This is a genomic window from Parabacteroides massiliensis (genome assembly GCF_900155425.1).
Taxonomy (GTDB): Bacteria; Bacteroidota; Bacteroidia; order Bacteroidales; family Tannerellaceae; genus Parabacteroides; species Parabacteroides massiliensis.
In genome coordinates, this window is the sequence record NZ_LT700191.1 from 1,045,492 (window position 1) to 1,063,426 (window position 17,935).

The following is a 17,935-nucleotide window of genomic DNA, read 5'->3' on the forward strand; positions in this document are numbered from 1 at the left end:
GAAAAATGTATCGGTTATTTCCCTGTAATAATCCTCCGTATCTCGCTCAGCTTGTTCAACGCTTCCAGAGGTGTCAGGTTGTTGACGTCCAGGTTCTTGATCTCATCCCGCACCTGGCTGAGTACCGGATCGTCCAATTGGAAGAAACTGAGCTGGTATCCATCTGCCGATGAAGCGATTCCTTTTACGGGCTTGCTTTTGATGCCGCCTCTACGCTTTTCCAAAGCAATCCCCTCCTGGCGGTTTTCCGTTTCCAGTTGTTTCAGGATCTCGTTGGAACGTTTTACGATACTTTTCGGCATACCGGCCATCTTGGCCACGTGGATACCAAAACTGTGTTCACTGCCTCCGGGGACCAGCTTGCGCAAGAAGATCACTTTGTTATTGACCTCCTTCACCGAAACATTGTAGTTCTTGATGCGCTTGAAAGAGGCCTCCATCTCGTTCAGTTCATGATAATGCGTGGCAAACAATGTCTTCGCCCGGGCATTGGGATGTTCGTGAATATATTCGACAATTGCCCAGGCAATGGAAATGCCGTCGTATGTGCTTGTTCCACGTCCTAATTCGTCAAACAGGACAAGACTGCGGGAAGACATGTTGTTGAGGATATCCGAAGCCTCGTTCATCTCCACCATAAAGGTCGATTCTCCGACCGAAATATTATCCGAAGCTCCCACACGTGTAAATATCTTATCCACAATCCCGATATGGGCGCATTCGGCCGGCACGAAACAACCGATCTGCGCCATCAGCGTGATCAGGGCCGTCTGGCGAAGCAAAGCGGACTTACCGGCCATATTAGGTCCGGTGATAATGATAATCTGCTGCTTCTCATCGTCCAGATAGACATCATTGGCAATATAGGGTTCGCCTATAGGCAACTGCTTTTCAATCACCGGATGGCGGCCTGCCTTAATATCGATCACCTGCGAATCATTCACATCCGGACGGATATAACGGTTGCTTTCAGCCACTTTGGCAAACGAGAGCAGGCAGTCCAACCGGCCGATCAGGTTCGCATTCACCTGGATAGGCGGAATATATTCGGAAAGGCAAAGTACCAGTTCGTTAAAAAGGCGGGCTTCCAGCGAAAGTATCTTCTCTTCCGCCCCCAATATCTTTTCTTCGTATTCTTTCAGTTCTTCGGTAATATAACGTTCGGCATTCACCAAGGTCTGCTTGCGTATCCATTCGGCAGGGACTTTGTCCTTGTAGGCGTTACGCACTTCGATATAATACCCGAAAACGTTGTTGAAACCGATTTTAAGACTCGATATACCCGTCTGTTCTATTTCCCGCTGTTGTACCTTCAAGAGATAATCTTTACCGGAATAAGCGATTGCACGCAATTCGTCGAGTTCGGCATTCACGCCTGTCGCAATCACGCCGCCCCGGTTCAGCAGGGAAGGCGGATCGTTGTTGATCTCTTTTTCTATCCGGTCACGGATCAGGGCACAGGCATTCAACTGTTCACCGATACGACAAAGGCTCGGCTCTTCACTCGCCGTACAAGCCTCCTTGATCGGTTCGATGGCACGAAGGGCGACTTTCAGCTGCACGACCTCGCGAGGCGAAACACGGCCGACCGCCACTTTGGAAATAATACGTTCCAAGTCGCCGATCTGTTCCAGTTTCTCTTCCAGCAGTTCTTTCACTTCGGGATGGCGGAAGAAATATTCCACTACGTCCTGGCGTTCATGGATCGGTTTCACATCCTTCAACGGGAACAAGATCCAACGGCGCAACATACGCGACCCCATCGGGGAAACGGTCTTGTCCAACACATCCAGCAAGCTCGTCCCCTCCTCATTCATCGTGCTGACCAACTCCAGGCTGCGCACCGTAAACTTATCGAGGCGCACATAACGGTCTTCTTCGATACGGGAAAGAGAGGTGATATGAGAGATGTGGGTATGCTGCGTCTGATCCAGATAATACAGGATGGCCCCCGAAGCTACGATTCCCAATTTCAAGTGCTGGACACCGAAACCTTTCAGGTTCTTCGTTTCGAAATGTTTCAACAGGCGGTCGTTGGCTGCTTCCAAAGTAAACACCCAGTCGTCCAGTTCGAAAATAAAGAACCGGGGACCGAAAGCTTCTTCAAAACGTTTGCGGCTACCTCGCTCGACCAGGACCTCTTTCGGGGAAAAATTGTTCAACAGTTTATCCACATAGTCGATAGTCCCCTCAGCCGTCAGGAACTCGCCGGTAGAGATATCGAGAAATGCGATTCCACAGACATCCTTACCGAAATGGATGGCGGCAAGGAAGTTGTTTTCTTTATGATTGAGGATATTGTCATTGATAGAGACGCCGGGAGTTACCAGTTCGGTAATGCCGCGTTTCACCAGTTTTTTCGTGAGCTTCGGATCTTCCAGCTGGTCGCAGATGGCTACGCGCTTACCGGCACGTACCAGTTTCGGCAGATAACTGTCCAGTGCATGATGAGGGAAACCGGCCATCTCGACCGTTTGCCCCGGCCCGTTCGCCTTTTTCGTCTGTACGATACCCAGTATCTCAGATCCGGTCACAGCGTCTTCACCATACATTTCGTAAAAGTCGCCTACACGGAATAGCAGAATTGCATCAGGGTGTTTCGCCTTTATATCAAAATACTGCTTCATCAAAGGGGTTTCCACTATCTTTGCCACTGTTCTTCTCTTTTTATCTGTTCGACTGTACAAAGGTACGATTTTTCATCTTTGTTCAAAAAATTTACGGATAGCTGTTGATTTCACAAACCTGCCATACGTGCCGGCAATTTCGACCATTTCCAGCATTTCAGGGATACTATATTCATCGGGAAAAGATTGGGGCAATCTATCGTCCGGTTTCTGCGTGAACCTGCCTACGTAATAGTTGTGCACAAACACATTGTTGGTTGACTTTGTAAAATTGAACGTACTTTTTTCAAATGATTGAAAAATATTCTCATGTACAAACGTGCTGTCCGGATAGCCGCCCCAGGAATCGAAAGTCATCATACTGCAGTCCATCTCTTCTATGTATTTCATTCCCGCATGGATAATATTACGGTAGATAGTCGTGTTCTTTACCGGCCCGGCCAGATGGATCAACGGGGAAAACATGCCGACACGTGTCGGACGGGTCCGGCGACCATCGTTAATACTGATATTGTATTGCACAACGGTCCCCACATTTCCGGCATTGAAAGAAGCCGGGGACTCACCGGAATTGCAGATCAGCACCATTCCGCCGTCGTTATCGTGACTGTAGTTATACTGGATAAGCGTGTTCCGGCAATTCCAATCCGAATCGAAACCTTGTGCATCCCAGGGAGCTTTATGGTCGCTTACCTCATTGAACTGGATAACCGTATTATCGCAACTCCACGGCCAGATACCGGCGGCGGCTTCCGTATCGGGAAGGGTGGCCGGACAATTGCGCATCACGTTATACTCGATCAACGTGCTGTCGCAACCGATCGGAACGATACCATCGCCCGGAACCTCCTCTATCAGGTTTTTACGGATAACCGTATGTTTGCTCGGATGCCAGTTCTCCCGGCTGCTATATCCCGACCAGATCATCGCGTTACGGGCACAACGCCAGATCCGGCAATTCTCTATTGTCAGGCTGTCGAAGACGGATATGACATCTTTTCCTCCATTCACGATCAGGATGCCGCTACCGCCTCCTTCTTCCTTGACCAACGAACCGTTCACATCCCGTATATCCACACCGTCTATGACGATGTTCTTGGAAACTCCATAGTTCCGGCACTCGATCTTCAGCCCCGTGCGGTGCGGTTTCCTTTCCTTCCCGGTATTGACTATCTCCACATTCCGCAGTGTCAGATAATCCGAATTGAGGATACGGACGGCATACAGGGAAGTATCGTTGCCGACAATACAGGGCTTATCTCCCTCACCGTATGCCTCAATATAAATCCGGTTATCAGAGGTTCCTTGTCCGGATATTTCGAGTTCACCCTGAAAAGTATTCCCCCTTTTCAGAAGCACCCTGTCACCCGGATTCAATTTCACGTCCCGAAGTTTGGAAAGGCTTTTCCAGGCATTCGATTCGGAAAGTCCGCTCTGATTATCATTGCCATTCGCAGCATCCAAATAATAAGTAGTCGAAAATTCCGAACAGCTTGCCAACACCAACAGAAGCAGGCAGGCGGAGAGTAAACAGGTTATTTTTTTCATGATATTCACTTATATTTTATGCTCAAAGATAATTATTCTTTATAAAAAACATAACTTTGTGAACATTCTAACAGAAAACATATATCATGAAACAAGCAATTCTAATTTCGACCGGCCTTTTGCTGGCTGCTCCTTTCATCCACGCGGAGAAGAATAAGAAACCGAATGTCGTTTTTATCCTTGCGGACGATTTGGGGTATGGCGATCTAAGTTGTTACGGACAGGAAAAGTTCGAGACGCCCAACATCGATAAGCTGGCACAAAGCGGAATGCGTTTTACGCAGTGCTATTCGGGGACAACCGTCAGCGCCCCTTCCCGTTCCTGCTTGCTGACCGGCACGCACAGCGGGCATACACCGGTCCGCGGCAACCTCGAACTCGACCCGGAAGGGCAGTTCCCGCTTCCCGCCGATGCCCGTACCATCTTCGAGGTAATGAAGGATGCGGGATACAAGACATCTGCTTTCGGCAAATGGGGACTGGGCTATATCGGTTCGACCGGCGATCCTAAAAATCAGGGTTGCGACACTTTCTACGGATACAATTGCCAGTTATTGGCACACAGCTATTACCCCGACCATCTTTGGGATAACGACAAACGGGTGGAACTCGAAGACAACAACCTGAACGTACAGTACGGAAAAGGCACTTACTCGCAAGACCTTATCCACGGAAAGGCTTTGGAATATCTGGACAATATGAATCCGGACGAACCGTTCTTCATGTGGTATCCGACCATCATCCCGCATGCGGAACTGATCGTGCCGGAAGACAGCATCATACAGAAATTCCGCGGCACATACCCGGAAAAGCCTTACAAAGGGACCGAGCCGGGCAGCCCCGCCTTCCGCAAAGGAGGTTACTGTTCGCAGTTCCATCCGCATGCCACTTTCGCTGCAATGGTCTACCGTCTGGACGTCTACGTCGGGCAGATCATCCAGAAGTTAAAAGACAATGATTTATATGACAACACCATCATCATCTTTGCGAGCGACAACGGCCCGCATATGGAAGGAGGCGCAGACCCCGATTTCTTCAACAGCAACGGCATTTATCGCGGATATAAACGGGATTTATACGAAGGCGGTATCCGTGTCCCGATGATCATTTCCTGGCCGGGGCATGTCCAACCGAATACGGAAACCGACTTTATGTGTTCTTTCTGGGATGTATTGCCGACCTTCGAAGAAATCATCCACCCAAAAGCCAAACAAAAGGAGATGGACGGCGTCAGCATGCTTCCTCTTTTGGAAAACAGGAAGGGACAGAAGGAACATGAATTCCTCTACTTCGAATTCCAGGAGCTGAACGGCCGCCAGGCTGTCCGCAAAGGGCCGTGGAAATTGGTCCACATGAATATCCGTGGCGACAAACCCTATTACGAACTGTATAACTTAGCTTCCGATCCGTCGGAACGGCATAACGTACTGGATCAGTATCCTGAAAAAGTAGCAGAACTGAAAAACATCATGGTTCGCGAACACAGACCGGACCCGAACTGGCCGCTGTTGAAAGAGGAAAGAGCGAAATAACCGGAACGGTCAGAATAGGACTTCAAGCCCGTCATAAGCCGCACGAAGAGGTTCGGGAAGATGAGCGTCCAAATCTGCTTGCGTACCGTGCAGGGTACGGGCAAGGTGAGTGATATAGACAGGTTGCCCTACTGGAGGAAGATAACGTTTTGTCTCTTTCAGAACCTGGACGGTACGTTCGACTAAAGCGACACTGGAATGTGTGAAAAGACGAAAATCCGCTTCATAATCCACTCCCATGGTCGCTTCCATAATGAGGGCCGTGATAGGGCTTCCTTTTTGATGTGCATCAATTCCGCTTATACGAGCCGCCAAGGCCGGAATCCCTCCGGTATCAGTCGCATAGAGCAAGCGCGTATTCTGCTTTTCCAGCAGATAGATCAGTGTTTGTTCCGTCATGTATCCCGTCGCATGATTGGCAGGAAGAGGGGTGACGGTCAAGTCTTCTATCTGGAGCTGCTGCCCTATGTAGACAGGCGTGATTAAAGGGGGTTCCATATTCAGAGCTTTCGCGGCCCGGTCAAAATCGACTTTAGCTATGTCATACCAAGTCTGGCTTAAATAGACCCGTTTGACACCAGCTTTAAGGGCTGCCTCCGGATTGTAATGGTCACGATGTGAATGTGTATAAAAAATAATGTCGGGACGACTACCCTCCGGCAACATATCTTCAGCTGTCGGAGTGAAATCAATGAGAATATGCCGGTCGACAAGGATACTTGTCAGACGGCGTAATTCTCCACGCTCGTCCCGCCCGTTCCAATCGGCTGCACCGGTTCCTAAAAAACGAACACCAATTCCTTTCTCCATCTTTGCATTGGTTTGACTTTTCCCTAAGCTATTTTGATTCACTGTCAATAGGGATGTGGCTGCTAATTTCATAAACATGCGTCTTCTCATGGCTGGCTGATAAATTATTATGCACAAAAATAATCTTTTTTATTGTTATAATCTTACCGCATTGTTTTTTCTTAATAAGAAATTATGATTATTTTTGCACCGGCTGGTCAATGTCAACCTTATATATTTCAACAGGGATATAAATGGGTAAACATGGATTACAAGTAGTCGGTCTCCTATCCGGCCAAAAGCGAAAGCTGTGTCAATTTTGAGAGGTACAAGATTATTTGTATTCCATTCCACAGAATGAATTAACATTAAATCCTGATCCGGAACAGAATCCGGATTGATTAGAAATTGATCGTTTTTTAATTAAGAAAAAATCATATGGTAAAAAAAGTAATTTTAGCTGTAGCAGCCTTTAGTCTTTTTTCTTGTCAGGGAGACAAGATGCAAAAAAGTCCGGATGTATTGGAACCACTTCCTCCAAAAAGTATTCAATTAAATGGTTATTTGGACAATTACATAGAGAACTCGATCGAGCACTGGAACAAAGGAGTTATTCCCTATGAACAACTGGTTGATTTTTTCCGGAAAGGAAGGCCTCAGTTTGCCTTAGGGGAGATGTGGGGTAAAGCCGTCCGTTCAGCCTGCATGTTCTATCGTTACACACAAGATGAGGAATTAAAAGCGATTATAGACGAAACAGTGAAAGACCTCCTTTCCACCCAGCGCGAGAATGGGAGCATCAGTTGTGTTGAGATTGAAAACCAACCGGAAGAAAGCGAACCGTGGGAACGGAAGTACGTGATGTTGGGGCTTGAAGACTATTATGATTGGGTGAATCCGTCCCCTTTGGTCCTCGATGCGTTGAAAAAACAGGCGGATAACATTATCTCCATCATAGGGCATGCGCCCAAAACAGAAATAGTAGACATAGGATGGAGCGCTACGAACATCGGGCATGAGCCTTGCCACATAGAATCGAGTACATTGCTCGAACCTTTCATGCGTTTATATAAGATGACAGGTGAACAGCGGTATCTGGATTTCGCGGCCTATATCGTGGAAATGGGAGGAACGAAACATTATAATGTCTTCGAATTGGCTTTAAAGAATGTAGAACCTTACAAAATGGCCGGTCATTATCCGAAGGCGTATGAAATGTTATCCTTATTTGAAGGTTTGGCAGAATACTACCGTGTGACGGAAGATCCGACAATAAAACAAACTCTGCTGAATTTTTATGAGAATGTCAGAAAAAAGGAAATAACAATCATCGGCAACGGTGGTGCGGACCAACCTTATCACCCGCAGGTCATGGGAGAGGCTTGGGGAAATACAGCCTTCGAACAGACAAACCCGAATATTACACGTATGATGGAAACCTGTGTAGGTGTCACATGGATGAAGTTCTGCAGCCAGATGCTACGTCTTACCGGCGATCCTTCCATGGTGGACGAGATAGAAAAATATGTCTACAACGGACTGATCGGAGCCATGTCCCCGACCGGTGATAGTTTCAGCTATGTCAATCTTTTGAACGGTCCCAAAGTAAACGGGCAAGGCTGGGGATGGAAATTTGGGGATCTGCATGTGACCTGCTGTAATCTTAACGGTCCTATGGGACTGGCCTATATTCCGTTTGTCGCAGTAATGAAGGCTGCCGATGGCCCTGTCGTCAACTTATATAACGCAGGTACGGTGGCAATGAAATCTCCTGAAAATAAAGACTTGAAGTTACAATTAGCCACGGATTTCCCTCAATCCGGAAATGTTCAGATAATTGTCAATCCATCCGAGACCGAAAAGTTCAATTTGAAACTGCGTATTCCGGAATGGAGCGAGAACACGGTTATCAAGGTCAATGGAGAGACTCTCGGCAAAGTCAGCCCGGGAACTTATTTCGATATTTTGCGGGAGTGGAACGTTGATGATAAAGTTGAAATTGCGTTCGATATGAAATGCCGGATCATAGATGCTCCAAAAGGCAGTAACCCGGCAGGGCACAATTTCCAAGCATTAAAATGGGGACCGATCGTCCTTGCAAGGGATGAAAATCTGGATCCCGATTATAATAAACCCATACGGGTAGTCGCGGATGCCAATGGTTTGGTGAATATACAAAAAGTTCAACCTTCGTTGCCCGGAACCTGTCTGGAGTTTACAGTCCCCACGACTGACGGGGAAATCCGCATGTCGGACTATGCTACCATAGACGGATGGCACGGCTCCAGTGTTTGTACCTGGTTGCCACTTAAGTAGAAGTAATAAAAAATGTTGTTATTCTTATCTGTGAAGAGGCTGTATCGTAATTTCCATTTACGTCTCAGCCTCTTTTCATTTTTTGTAAGATCGAATCATTCATGTCACTGATTTGTGCGTATAATTCATCTCCAGTCTCCTTTTTTTGAGTGTAGAAGATGAGATAATAAGCCAGGGCTCTTCTAATAAGGATGCATTTTTAATGCTAAAAGCAATAACTAAGAAGGGAAAAGCCATAGTAATCCTACCTTTCCCGAAGTATCAAAACCAGAGGTTGATCTTTATGATCTGTCAATCTCTGAGTCCCATCCAAGGATACACTCGTTAAAAAGCCCTTTCTAAACAAAAATATAACATTCTTGTAAGTAGTTTTCCCGGATAAATCGTTTATACTTGTAGAAATGTTTCTTTGTTAGCATGTGTTATGGATAGACCGAAGGAGGATGATCGAGAGTTGATTCAGTTCAAGGAGTTATATAAATCAATTGCTCCAATGCTGATTTTCTACGCTGGAAAGTATGTAAATGCTATTACTGCAGAAGATTTGGTGCAGGATGTGTTTCTTAAAGTCTGGCAAAAGAAGACTTTTTTGTTTTTGAAAGAAGGGATTAAAACTTATTTGTATCGCTCCGTTCAGCATGCCTGTCTGGATTACCTGAAGCATCAGGAGGTAAAAGGTGATTATATCGATGCCGTTACTACCAAATTAAAAATAGAAGAGATCTATTACAATGACGATCCGCAATCCCTGTTTGCGGAAGACGAACGTCTGGAACTTATCTATAAAGAGATGGATAAGTTGCCGGAGAAGTGTCGTGAAATCTTTACAATGTCCTATCTGGAAGAGCGAAAAACTTCGGAAATAGCTGTACTGCTCAATATTTCTACCCGTACGGTAGAGGCACAACTTTATAAGGCATTGAAGATTTTACGGGGTCTTTTGCTTAGCTGTTTGATTTTTCTTTCAAATTATTGAGAATTGCGTAAGTAGATCTGAAGAGATAATCGTGTATAATATAAACGCACATCAAAATGTCTGAAAAATATAACATAGAAGAATTAATAATCCGTTTCCTGCAACAGGATATAAATGAAGAAGAACTTCGTTACCTGGAGTCCTGGCTGGAAGAAGATGCGGAACATAAATCTTATTTCTTTGGGCTGAAGGGTATCTCGGATTCCAGTCGACGTTCTTTTTTCTCGAAGGAAGAGGTGAATGAGGTCAGTTGGCAAAAAATGCTTGCACGTATAAATAAATATCAAAAGAAGGATCCTTCTTTTGATAAATCACGAATTCGTGATTTACGGTTTTCATGTGTAAAATATGCAGCTATTATAATTTTTGCAATTGGTGCCGGTTGGGGGATTCATGAGTTCCAGGGAAAGATACAGCAGGCTGATTTAGCGCCAAAGGACGTAGTGTATAATGAAATACATGTTCAAAAGGGCGGACGCGCCAATACTGTGCTTCTCTCGGATGGAAGTAAGGTTATTTTGAATGCAGCTACCACATTTCGCTATCCTACCAGTTTTAATGGAAAGAACCGTCAGGTTTATTTGGATGGAGAAGCCTATTTTGAAGTATCCAAGAACTCGGAAAACCCCTTTGTCGTTAAATTGAAAAAGCAAGAAATAACAGTATTGGGGACAACTTTTAATATTCAAGCTTATGGTCATGAATCTTATAGCGAAGTTACACTTTTGACAGGTCGGATTTTGTTGGAAGCTTTCAACGAAAGAGGAGAATCTATGAGCCGTATGTATTTAAAACCTAACCAGAAAGCGTTGTCTGATAATTCGACAGGATCGGTCTCTTTGCAAGAAGTCAATGCATCGTTGTCAAATGCCTGGATTAACGGAGAATATAAGTTCAAAGATGAACCATTGGCTTCTATCGTAAAACGTTTGGAAAATTACTACAACGTAAAGATACATCTGGATGATAAACGTTTGGAGAAAATCAGATATACGGGTACATTCTCATTGGATCAGGATATTTTGGATGTGTTCCGGATTATTGATTATGAAAAACAGTTCACTTTCAAACGAGTGAAAAAGGATATATTCATAACAAGTAAATAATTTGTCAAATCATTAAATCTGATAGCCTATGTACAAAGTTTCAGTTGTTTAAAAAAGAATCGGAAAATGGTTACGACATTTCCCGATTCAAAAATCATTTTTAATTAGTTAACCATTCTCTTTCGCTCTTGTCTGGAAAACGCTGCGAACGAGACATTTTAATAATAAAAACATCCAAATGTATGAAAAAAGAACGAGATGGCAGTCGATTACTGTCACTAAAAATTACACATATCATGAAAATCACGGCAATATTTATTTTGGCGGGTATTCTTCAAGTGTCTGCAGTAACGTACGCCCAGGAACATCGTATTTCTGTTGCAGTAGAAAACGGGACATTTTATGATGTTGTTTCACAAATAGAAAAGCAGTCTGAATTTATGTTCTTCTATAAAAGTGAGGAAATTGACAATAACCAGCGAATCAATTTGAAGGTTAAGGATAAGTTAGTTTCAGAGATACTTAGTGAAATTACAAAAAACAATCATCTGACTTACAAGATTACAGGTAAACACATTATTATAACAAAGGCTACAGCAAGTTCCCAGACACCTCGCAAAATTACAGGAGTAATTACGGATGAAAACGGAGAACCGGTTATCGGGGCTAATGTTGTGGAAGAGGGAACTACTAATGGGACCATTACAGATATTGACGGACGTTTTTCTTTGGAGGTTGCGGATAAAGCTGTATTGGTTGTATCTTATATCGGCTATAATACACAAATCATTTCTGTAACCTCAAAAGACTCATACAATATCAAGCTGGAAGAGGATACAAAAGCATTGGAAGAAGTTGTCGTGATCGGTTACGGTTCCGCACGTAAAAAAGATGTGACAGGGGCTTTGACTCGTGTAAATGTTACGGAAAAAGAGACTATTCCTAATGTTAACCCTGTACAGGCATTGAGAGGAAGTGTAGCAGGTGTTCGTGTCATCGATACGGGTATGGCAGGAGCTGATGGAACGATACAGGTCAGAGGGACTACATCCATTACGGCTAGTAATGATCCGTTGATAGTACTGGATGGTGTTCCATTTTCAGGAGGGCGTTTGTCTGATATTAATACTAACGATATTGAAACTATTGATGTATTGAAGGATGCCAGTTCTACAGCTATTTATGGCTCTCGTGGTGCTAATGGCGTTATTATGATCACGACTAAAAGAGGTAAAACGTCGAAACCTCAGCTGAATTATAATGGTTATGTCGGTTTTTCTGATTTTGCCAATATGCCGAAGCTTATGAGTGGTGAACAATATCAACAATTGCGTAAAGATGCCGAGGCCTATATGAACCAAGAGTTGCCTTTTCAGACGATTGAAGAAGAAAATATAGCAGCCGGCCGAACCATTGATCCTTGGAATGTGATTAAGCAGGATGCGCCGATGACTGAGCATGAATTAAGCATTTCTGGAAAGGGAGAAAAAATGACCTATTATCTTTCTGGTTCTTTTACATCTCAGAAATCACCTTTAGTCGGAGACCAATTTAAAAGATTATCAGTGAGAGCCAATTTTGACCTTCATGTTACGGATTGGCTTGAAATTGGAACAAATTCCAGTTTTGCGACAAAAGACTATTCAGGAGCTGAGGCCAACTGGGGAGATGCTGCAAGATTAAGTCCGTATTCGTCTATCCGGTATGATGACGACGGAACATTACGTCGTTTACCCTATGGTGATGGTATGGTTCAGAATCCACTGTGGAATGTGGAGATGAAAGACAATAAGGAGATTTCATATGGAGTGTTTAATAATAATTATATGATAATTAAACTTCCATTGAAGGGTTTGAGTTATCAGATGAACTTATCTAACAATTTACGATTTAAGGATGTAAACAACTATACACCAGCGTATAATCGTGACGGCTCGTCTTGGTTAGGAAGCGGCTCGAAAGAGCATCAGTTTACCCATGATCTTATTTTTGAAAATATCGTCAAATATAATAATACGTTTGCAGAAAAGCATAATGTGGATGTAACGTTGATGTATGGTTACGAATATAGTAGTGCAAATAAATCAAAATTAAGCAGTAATAATATATTTAATGATGCTTTAGGATTTAATGGATTAGGCATAGGTGAAAATCATACGGTAAGTACGACAGCAGGAAAATCTGCCGCTGTATCGAGCATGGCGCGTATCGGTTATCGTTTTGCTGATAAGTATATGGTAAACCTGACTGTTAGACGAGATGGTTATTCCGCTTTTGGTAGTGATCGTAAATACGGGACATTCCCTTCTATTGGTTTGGGTTGGGCTCTTTCTCAGGAACAGTTCATGAAAAATATTTCCTGGTTGGATTTTTTGAAATTACGTTTATCATGGGGTAAGAATGGTAATCGTGGAATTAGCAGTTACGAATCATTAAGTACGATGGATTTGGCCCGATATGTATTTGGTGATGGAGGAAACACTTCAGTCGGACTTTATCCTACTTCTATGGCAAATCCTCTGTTGGGATGGGAAACCTCACAGTCTTATAATTTAGGCTTGGATTTTACTTTGTTTAATAGTCGTTTGAGCGGTAATATTGATTTATACAGTACAAAAACAACAGATCTTTTGTTGGAGGTTAGTATACCAAGCATGACGGGCTATGATAAGTATTTGACTAATATTGGAGAAACTCAAAACCGAGGAATTGAACTGACTTTAAATTCCGAGAACATCAGTACGAAAGATTTTTCATGGAGTACCTCATTGAATTTTTCAGCTAACGCGAATAAAATCCTTCATCTTTCAGGGGAAGATTTGGATGGTGATGGAAAAGAAGATGACGATATAGGGAAAAGTCGTTTTATCGGATATTCTATGGGATCAAACTATAATTATGTTTTTGATGGGATATGGCAGGAAGGGGATGATTTCTCTATTGACAAATCTGCTAAACCGGGCGATATAAAGTTTAAGGATATTAGTGGCAATGGTTCGATTGGTCCGGAAGATCGTATGGTTTTGCATAATAACCGTCCGAAATTTACAATGAGTATGAATAACATATTCAGATATAGAGATTTTACGTTATCCTTTTTATTGGATTTGAGATGTGGTGGATATGCTGCAAATAATTGGATAAATCCGGGAACAGAATTTTATAATCGTTGTAATCAGTTGGATTTACCCTATTGGACTCCGGAAAATCCTTTAAATGATCGCCCCAGCGTTGGTTACTCCAATCCTCGTGGTTATGGATTTTATGAAAAGTTGACTTATTTGAGATTGCAGGATGTTTCTTTGGCGTACAGTCTTCCAAAATCACTAATTCAAAAGTTAACATTGAATAATGTGAAAATTTATGTTAGTGGAAAAAATCTTGCCACTTGGACTGGTTGGCATGGATGGGATCCGGAACATGCTTCCGGAGGGAGAGCTTCCAAGAATGGCCCATTGATAAAATCATGGGTTTTGGGACTTCAGATCAGTTTATAATTTAAAAACGTAGTAAAGATGAAAAAATCAAAATACATAGTTTTGTTCTCTTCGCTTATTTTATTGTTGGGGACACAGGTGTCATGTAGCGATAGCTATTTGGAAGAGAAGCCGATGGATAAATTCAGTCCGGAAAACTTATTGACTTCTAAAAAGGGGTTTGAGACAGTAATTTATTCCTTGCATAATTTTGCTCGTAGCGGACTTTTTCAGTCGAATAATGAAGATGTCATGAATACCGGAACAGATGTGGCATGCAGCGGTGTTACAGATGGTCGTTTCTTTAATGATTACAGTCTGATTCTACCGGAGCATGCAACCCCCAAGTTCTATTGGAACTGGGCTTATCAAAAAATGTTGAAAGATGCTAATCTTGTTATTACCAGGGCGGAGAATCCAAATGTTTCTTGGACAGAAGACGAAAAAAATGCAATTGTAGCAGAGGCTAAGTTTTTTCGGGCTTATACATATAACATTTTAGTGAATCTTTTTGGAGGCGTGCCTATTGTCGATAAAGAAGAACTGAGTCCTCGTTTTGATTATACACGTGCTTCACGGAAAGAAGTTCTTGAGTTTATCCAGAAGGACTTGGAATTTGCAGCCCAATATTTACCGATTGTTACATCTGAGGCTTCACAAGATGGGCGTATTTTTCGAGCTGCGGCCAACCATCTGTTATCAGAAGTATACATTAGTTTAGGGCAAGAAACAGGAGATCTGTCTTTTTATGATAAATCGATAGCCGCTGCGACTGTTGTTATCAATGGTAGTTGTGGAGAATACTCACTCGTAAAATCCCGTTTTGGTGATACAAGCCGTCCGGGAGATTATTATTCAGACTTGTTTTGGACTAACCAACAAAATAGAGCTTCTGGCAACAAAGAGGGGATATGGGTCATACAGTTCGAATATTTGACTCCGGGAGCCGAAGAAGCTAATAATGCACAACTTCGTCTTTGGGGACCTAAAATAGAAGATGTAACTTATCCTGATGGTAAAAAGATTTTGGTTTGCGATACGATAGGACGTATGCAGGGGATTATTCGTCCTTTAAATCATGCTAATTATGGGATATGGGATGATCCGAACGATATGCGTCACTCTCCGTATAACTTTAAAAGAGATTTCTATATGAATAATCCTGATTCAAAATATAATGGAGAAAAATTAGTTCTGACAAAGAAGAACGATGGCAAAATGTATATTACTTTGTCTGATGGAACGATAACGGATAAATCGGTCGATACATTTAGAGTGTGCTATCCTTACTTCCGTAAGATAGAAGGGGAAATGCCTTGGGGGGCTATGGCCGGAAGGACACCTAATGATCGGTACATAATGCGTCTTTCTGAAACATATTTGTTGAGGGCGGAAGCCTATTTCCATAAAGGAGATTTGGCTAATGCGGCAAATGATATTAATGTTGTCAGAGGGAGAGCACAAGCTAAGCCTGTTCAGCCTGGTCAAATTTCGTTAGATTATATTCTGGATGAACGTATGCGTGAATTAGTTGTTGAAGAGCCACGTAGAAAAACTTTGGTTCGACTGAATAAATTATATGAAAGAACGATGAAATATAATTTCAGGGTTAAAGACAATATGGAACCTTATCATGAATTATGGCCAATTCCCCAAACAGCAATTGATGCGAATACGGGTGCAAAATTATTACAAAATCCAGGCTATCCCGGCGCAGCCGAGTAAATGACACAAATGAGGGAGCGGAAGTTTTTCTGCTTCCTCGTAGTTCGTAACATGATAATAATAATAGGTATGCAAAAAATATTTCGAGTTGTTTATATAATGCTTATGTGCCAGGCTTTTATTTCTTTTTCGCTTCTTGCACAGAAAAAGGACTTTGTACTGGTTGAAGCAGAGAGTTTTAATGAAAAAGGTGGATGGGTATTGGACCAGCAGTTCATGGATCAGATGGGATCTCCTTTCCTGTTGGCTCACGGTATAGGAAAACCGGTACAAGATGCTTCAACGGAAGTAATGATTCCGAAGAAAGGAACTTGGCATGTATATGCCCGTACTTGGAATTGGTGTTCTCCCTGGAAGACGAAAGAATCTCCAGGGAGATTTAAAATTGCTGTAAATGGAGCGGTTCTTGATAATGAATTGGGAATGGGAACACAATGGAATTGGGAATATGCCGGAAGTATCGAGATAAAAGATAAGAGCAATATTGTTACATTAAAAGACTTGACCGGATTTGAGGGACGATGTGATGCGATCCTTTTTACAAAGAACAAAAATTCTATTATTCCTAATCGGAAAGAGGACTTGTCGGCGTTCAGAAAAGAACTGCTGAATATCCCAACTAAACCAGAAGATGGAGGGCATTATGATCTCGTTGTAGTTGGAGCTGGTACAGCGGGGTTGAGTGCTGCTATCAAAGGAGCACGAGAAGGCTTGAAAGTAGCATTGATTAATAATCGTCCTGTTCCGGGAGGGAACAACAGTTCCGAGATAAGGGTAGTTGCCAGTGGGGAGATGAATGTAAAACCGTATACTACTTTAGGAAATGTTATCAAAGAAATACGGAATGTATATAGTAAGGAAGATCAGGTTATTGAAATGATACAAGCGGAGAAAATGCTGTCCTATTTCCCAAATATGCATGTGTTTGCAGCTTCCAAGGTAGGTAAGCAGATAAAGTCTGTGACAGCTAAACATATTGAGAATGGAAAAGAGGAAGAGTTCTTTTCCCCATTATTTGTCGATTGCTCCGGTGATGGAAATTTAGGTTATCTGGCGGGGGCTGAATATCGTGTGGGGCGTGAGATGAGGCAGGAAACAAGAGAAACATTGGCTCCGGATAGGCCGGATAATATCGTGTTGGGTGCGACAATTTCTTGGAAAAGCAAAGTGATGCCGGCTGAAGTATCATTTCCGAGATGCGAATGGGCAATACAGTTTAATGATGAATCTTGTGAAAAGGTTATTTCCGGTAGTAATTGGTGGGAAAGCGGTTTTCGCTATGACCAGGTAAATGATGCAGAATATATCCGAGATTATCTGTTCCGGGCAATCTATGGGAACTGGGCTTTCTTGAAAAACGACAGTAAATTTAAGAAAGAATATGCAAACCGGGAATTGGACATGATGACTTACATTGCCGGGAAACGGGAATCACGTCGTCTGGTAGGGGATATATTTTTTGTACAGCAAGATATAGAGAAAGAGTATGTAAGATATGATGACGCTGTTGTAATAGGAACCTATTCGATAGACCAACATTTCCCGACTCCTAAAAATACATTCTTTTTCCCAGGAGAGGAATTTATTTCAACAATGAAACATTATTTTAATGATTTGGGAACTCCCCGCCGTTATCTGCGTGACGACCAGGTTCCACCTCCTTATCGTATTCCTTATCGCTGTTTATATTCGGTAAATGTAGATAATCTATTTATGGCGGGGAGAAATATAAGTGTCTCGCATATAGCATTGTCTTCTACTCGTGTGCAGAATACAACCGGTATGATGGGTGAAGTTGTCGCAGTAGCAGCGGCACTTTGTAAAAAATACAATTGTTTGCCACGTGAAGTTTATACTAAACATTTGAATGAATTGTTGGACTCATTGAAATAGGATTATC

At 42.9% G+C, this 17,935-nt stretch carries 10 protein-coding genes; 7 read left to right on the forward strand and 3 right to left on the reverse strand.

The features are described 5' to 3' along the window. Positions 1 to 14 precede the first annotated feature (14 nt). A complete protein-coding gene (gene mutS, locus BQ9893_RS15415) occupies positions 15 to 2,654 on the reverse strand; it encodes a DNA mismatch repair protein MutS (RefSeq protein WP_075966781.1) in 2,640 nt (879 codons plus the stop codon). Between the two features lie 45 nt (positions 2,655 to 2,699). Next, positions 2,700 to 4,175 carry a right-handed parallel beta-helix repeat-containing protein gene (locus tag BQ9893_RS15420; protein WP_075966782.1) on the reverse strand — a complete coding sequence of 492 codons (1,476 nt, stop codon included), beginning with the start codon at positions 4,173 to 4,175 and terminating at the stop codon, positions 2,700 to 2,702. Between the two features lie 86 nt (positions 4,176 to 4,261). Here BQ9893_RS15420 and BQ9893_RS15425 point away from each other — a divergent pair, with 86 nt between their 5' ends. Then, positions 4,262 to 5,707, forward strand: coding sequence for an arylsulfatase (locus BQ9893_RS15425; protein WP_075966783.1), 1,446 nt, complete (start codon positions 4,262 to 4,264; stop codon positions 5,705 to 5,707). Between the two features lie 9 nt (positions 5,708 to 5,716). On the opposite strand, the gene BQ9893_RS15430 is transcribed toward BQ9893_RS15425, so the two are convergent. Further along, positions 5,717 to 6,517, reverse strand: a complete 801-nt coding sequence (locus BQ9893_RS15430; protein WP_075966784.1) for an MBL fold metallo-hydrolase — start codon at positions 6,515 to 6,517, stop codon at positions 5,717 to 5,719. 417 nt (positions 6,518 to 6,934) lie between these two features. On the opposite strand from BQ9893_RS15430, the gene BQ9893_RS15435 reads away from it, so the two are divergent. The 6 genes from BQ9893_RS15435 (at position 6,935) to BQ9893_RS15460 (ending at position 17,928) form a co-directional block, all read left to right on the forward strand. Continuing rightward, positions 6,935 to 8,812 carry a glycoside hydrolase family 127 protein gene (locus tag BQ9893_RS15435; RefSeq protein ID WP_075966785.1) on the forward strand — a complete coding sequence of 626 codons (1,878 nt, stop codon included), beginning with the start codon at positions 6,935 to 6,937 and terminating at the stop codon, positions 8,810 to 8,812. Between the two features lie 424 nt (positions 8,813 to 9,236). Continuing rightward, positions 9,237 to 9,788, forward strand: a complete 552-nt coding sequence (locus BQ9893_RS15440; RefSeq protein WP_075966786.1) for an RNA polymerase sigma-70 factor — start codon at positions 9,237 to 9,239, stop codon at positions 9,786 to 9,788. Between the two features lie 56 nt (positions 9,789 to 9,844). Then, on the forward strand, positions 9,845 to 10,894 hold the full coding sequence (locus BQ9893_RS15445) for a FecR family protein (RefSeq protein WP_075966787.1): 1,050 nt from the start codon (positions 9,845 to 9,847) through the stop codon (positions 10,892 to 10,894). 182 nt (positions 10,895 to 11,076) lie between these two features. Next, a complete protein-coding gene (locus BQ9893_RS15450) occupies positions 11,077 to 14,331 on the forward strand; it encodes a TonB-dependent receptor (protein WP_075966788.1) in 3,255 nt (1,084 codons plus the stop codon). A gap of 18 nt (positions 14,332 to 14,349) precedes the next feature. After that, on the forward strand, positions 14,350 to 16,035 hold the full coding sequence (locus BQ9893_RS15455) for a RagB/SusD family nutrient uptake outer membrane protein (RefSeq protein WP_075966789.1): 1,686 nt from the start codon (positions 14,350 to 14,352) through the stop codon (positions 16,033 to 16,035). 69 nt (positions 16,036 to 16,104) lie between these two features. Further along, positions 16,105 to 17,928, forward strand: coding sequence for an FAD-dependent oxidoreductase (locus tag BQ9893_RS15460; RefSeq protein ID WP_317042852.1), 1,824 nt, complete (start codon positions 16,105 to 16,107; stop codon positions 17,926 to 17,928). Positions 17,929 to 17,935: the final 7 nt, after the last annotated feature.

Bases quoted from the DNA above. Each gene is read 5' to 3' on its own strand.
- BQ9893_RS15430 (WP_075966784.1), bottom strand. From the start codon at position 6,517: ATGGAGAAAGGAATTGGTGTTCGTTTTTTAGGAACCGGTGCAGCCGAT.
- BQ9893_RS15440 (WP_075966786.1), top strand. From the start codon at position 9,237: ATGGATAGACCGAAGGAGGATGATCGAGAGTTGATTCAGTTCAAGGAG.
- BQ9893_RS15425 (WP_075966783.1), top strand. From the start codon at position 4,262: ATGAAACAAGCAATTCTAATTTCGACCGGCCTTTTGCTGGCTGCTCCT.
- BQ9893_RS15450 (WP_075966788.1), top strand. From the start codon at position 11,077: ATGAAAAAAGAACGAGATGGCAGTCGATTACTGTCACTAAAAATTACA.
- BQ9893_RS15420 (WP_075966782.1), bottom strand. From the start codon at position 4,175: ATGAAAAAAATAACCTGTTTACTCTCCGCCTGCCTGCTTCTGTTGGTG.
- BQ9893_RS15455 (WP_075966789.1), top strand. From the start codon at position 14,350: ATGAAAAAATCAAAATACATAGTTTTGTTCTCTTCGCTTATTTTATTG.
- BQ9893_RS15460 (WP_317042852.1), top strand. From the start codon at position 16,105: ATGCAAAAAATATTTCGAGTTGTTTATATAATGCTTATGTGCCAGGCT.
- BQ9893_RS15435 (WP_075966785.1), top strand. From the start codon at position 6,935: ATGGTAAAAAAAGTAATTTTAGCTGTAGCAGCCTTTAGTCTTTTTTCT.
- BQ9893_RS15445 (WP_075966787.1), top strand. From the start codon at position 9,845: ATGTCTGAAAAATATAACATAGAAGAATTAATAATCCGTTTCCTGCAA.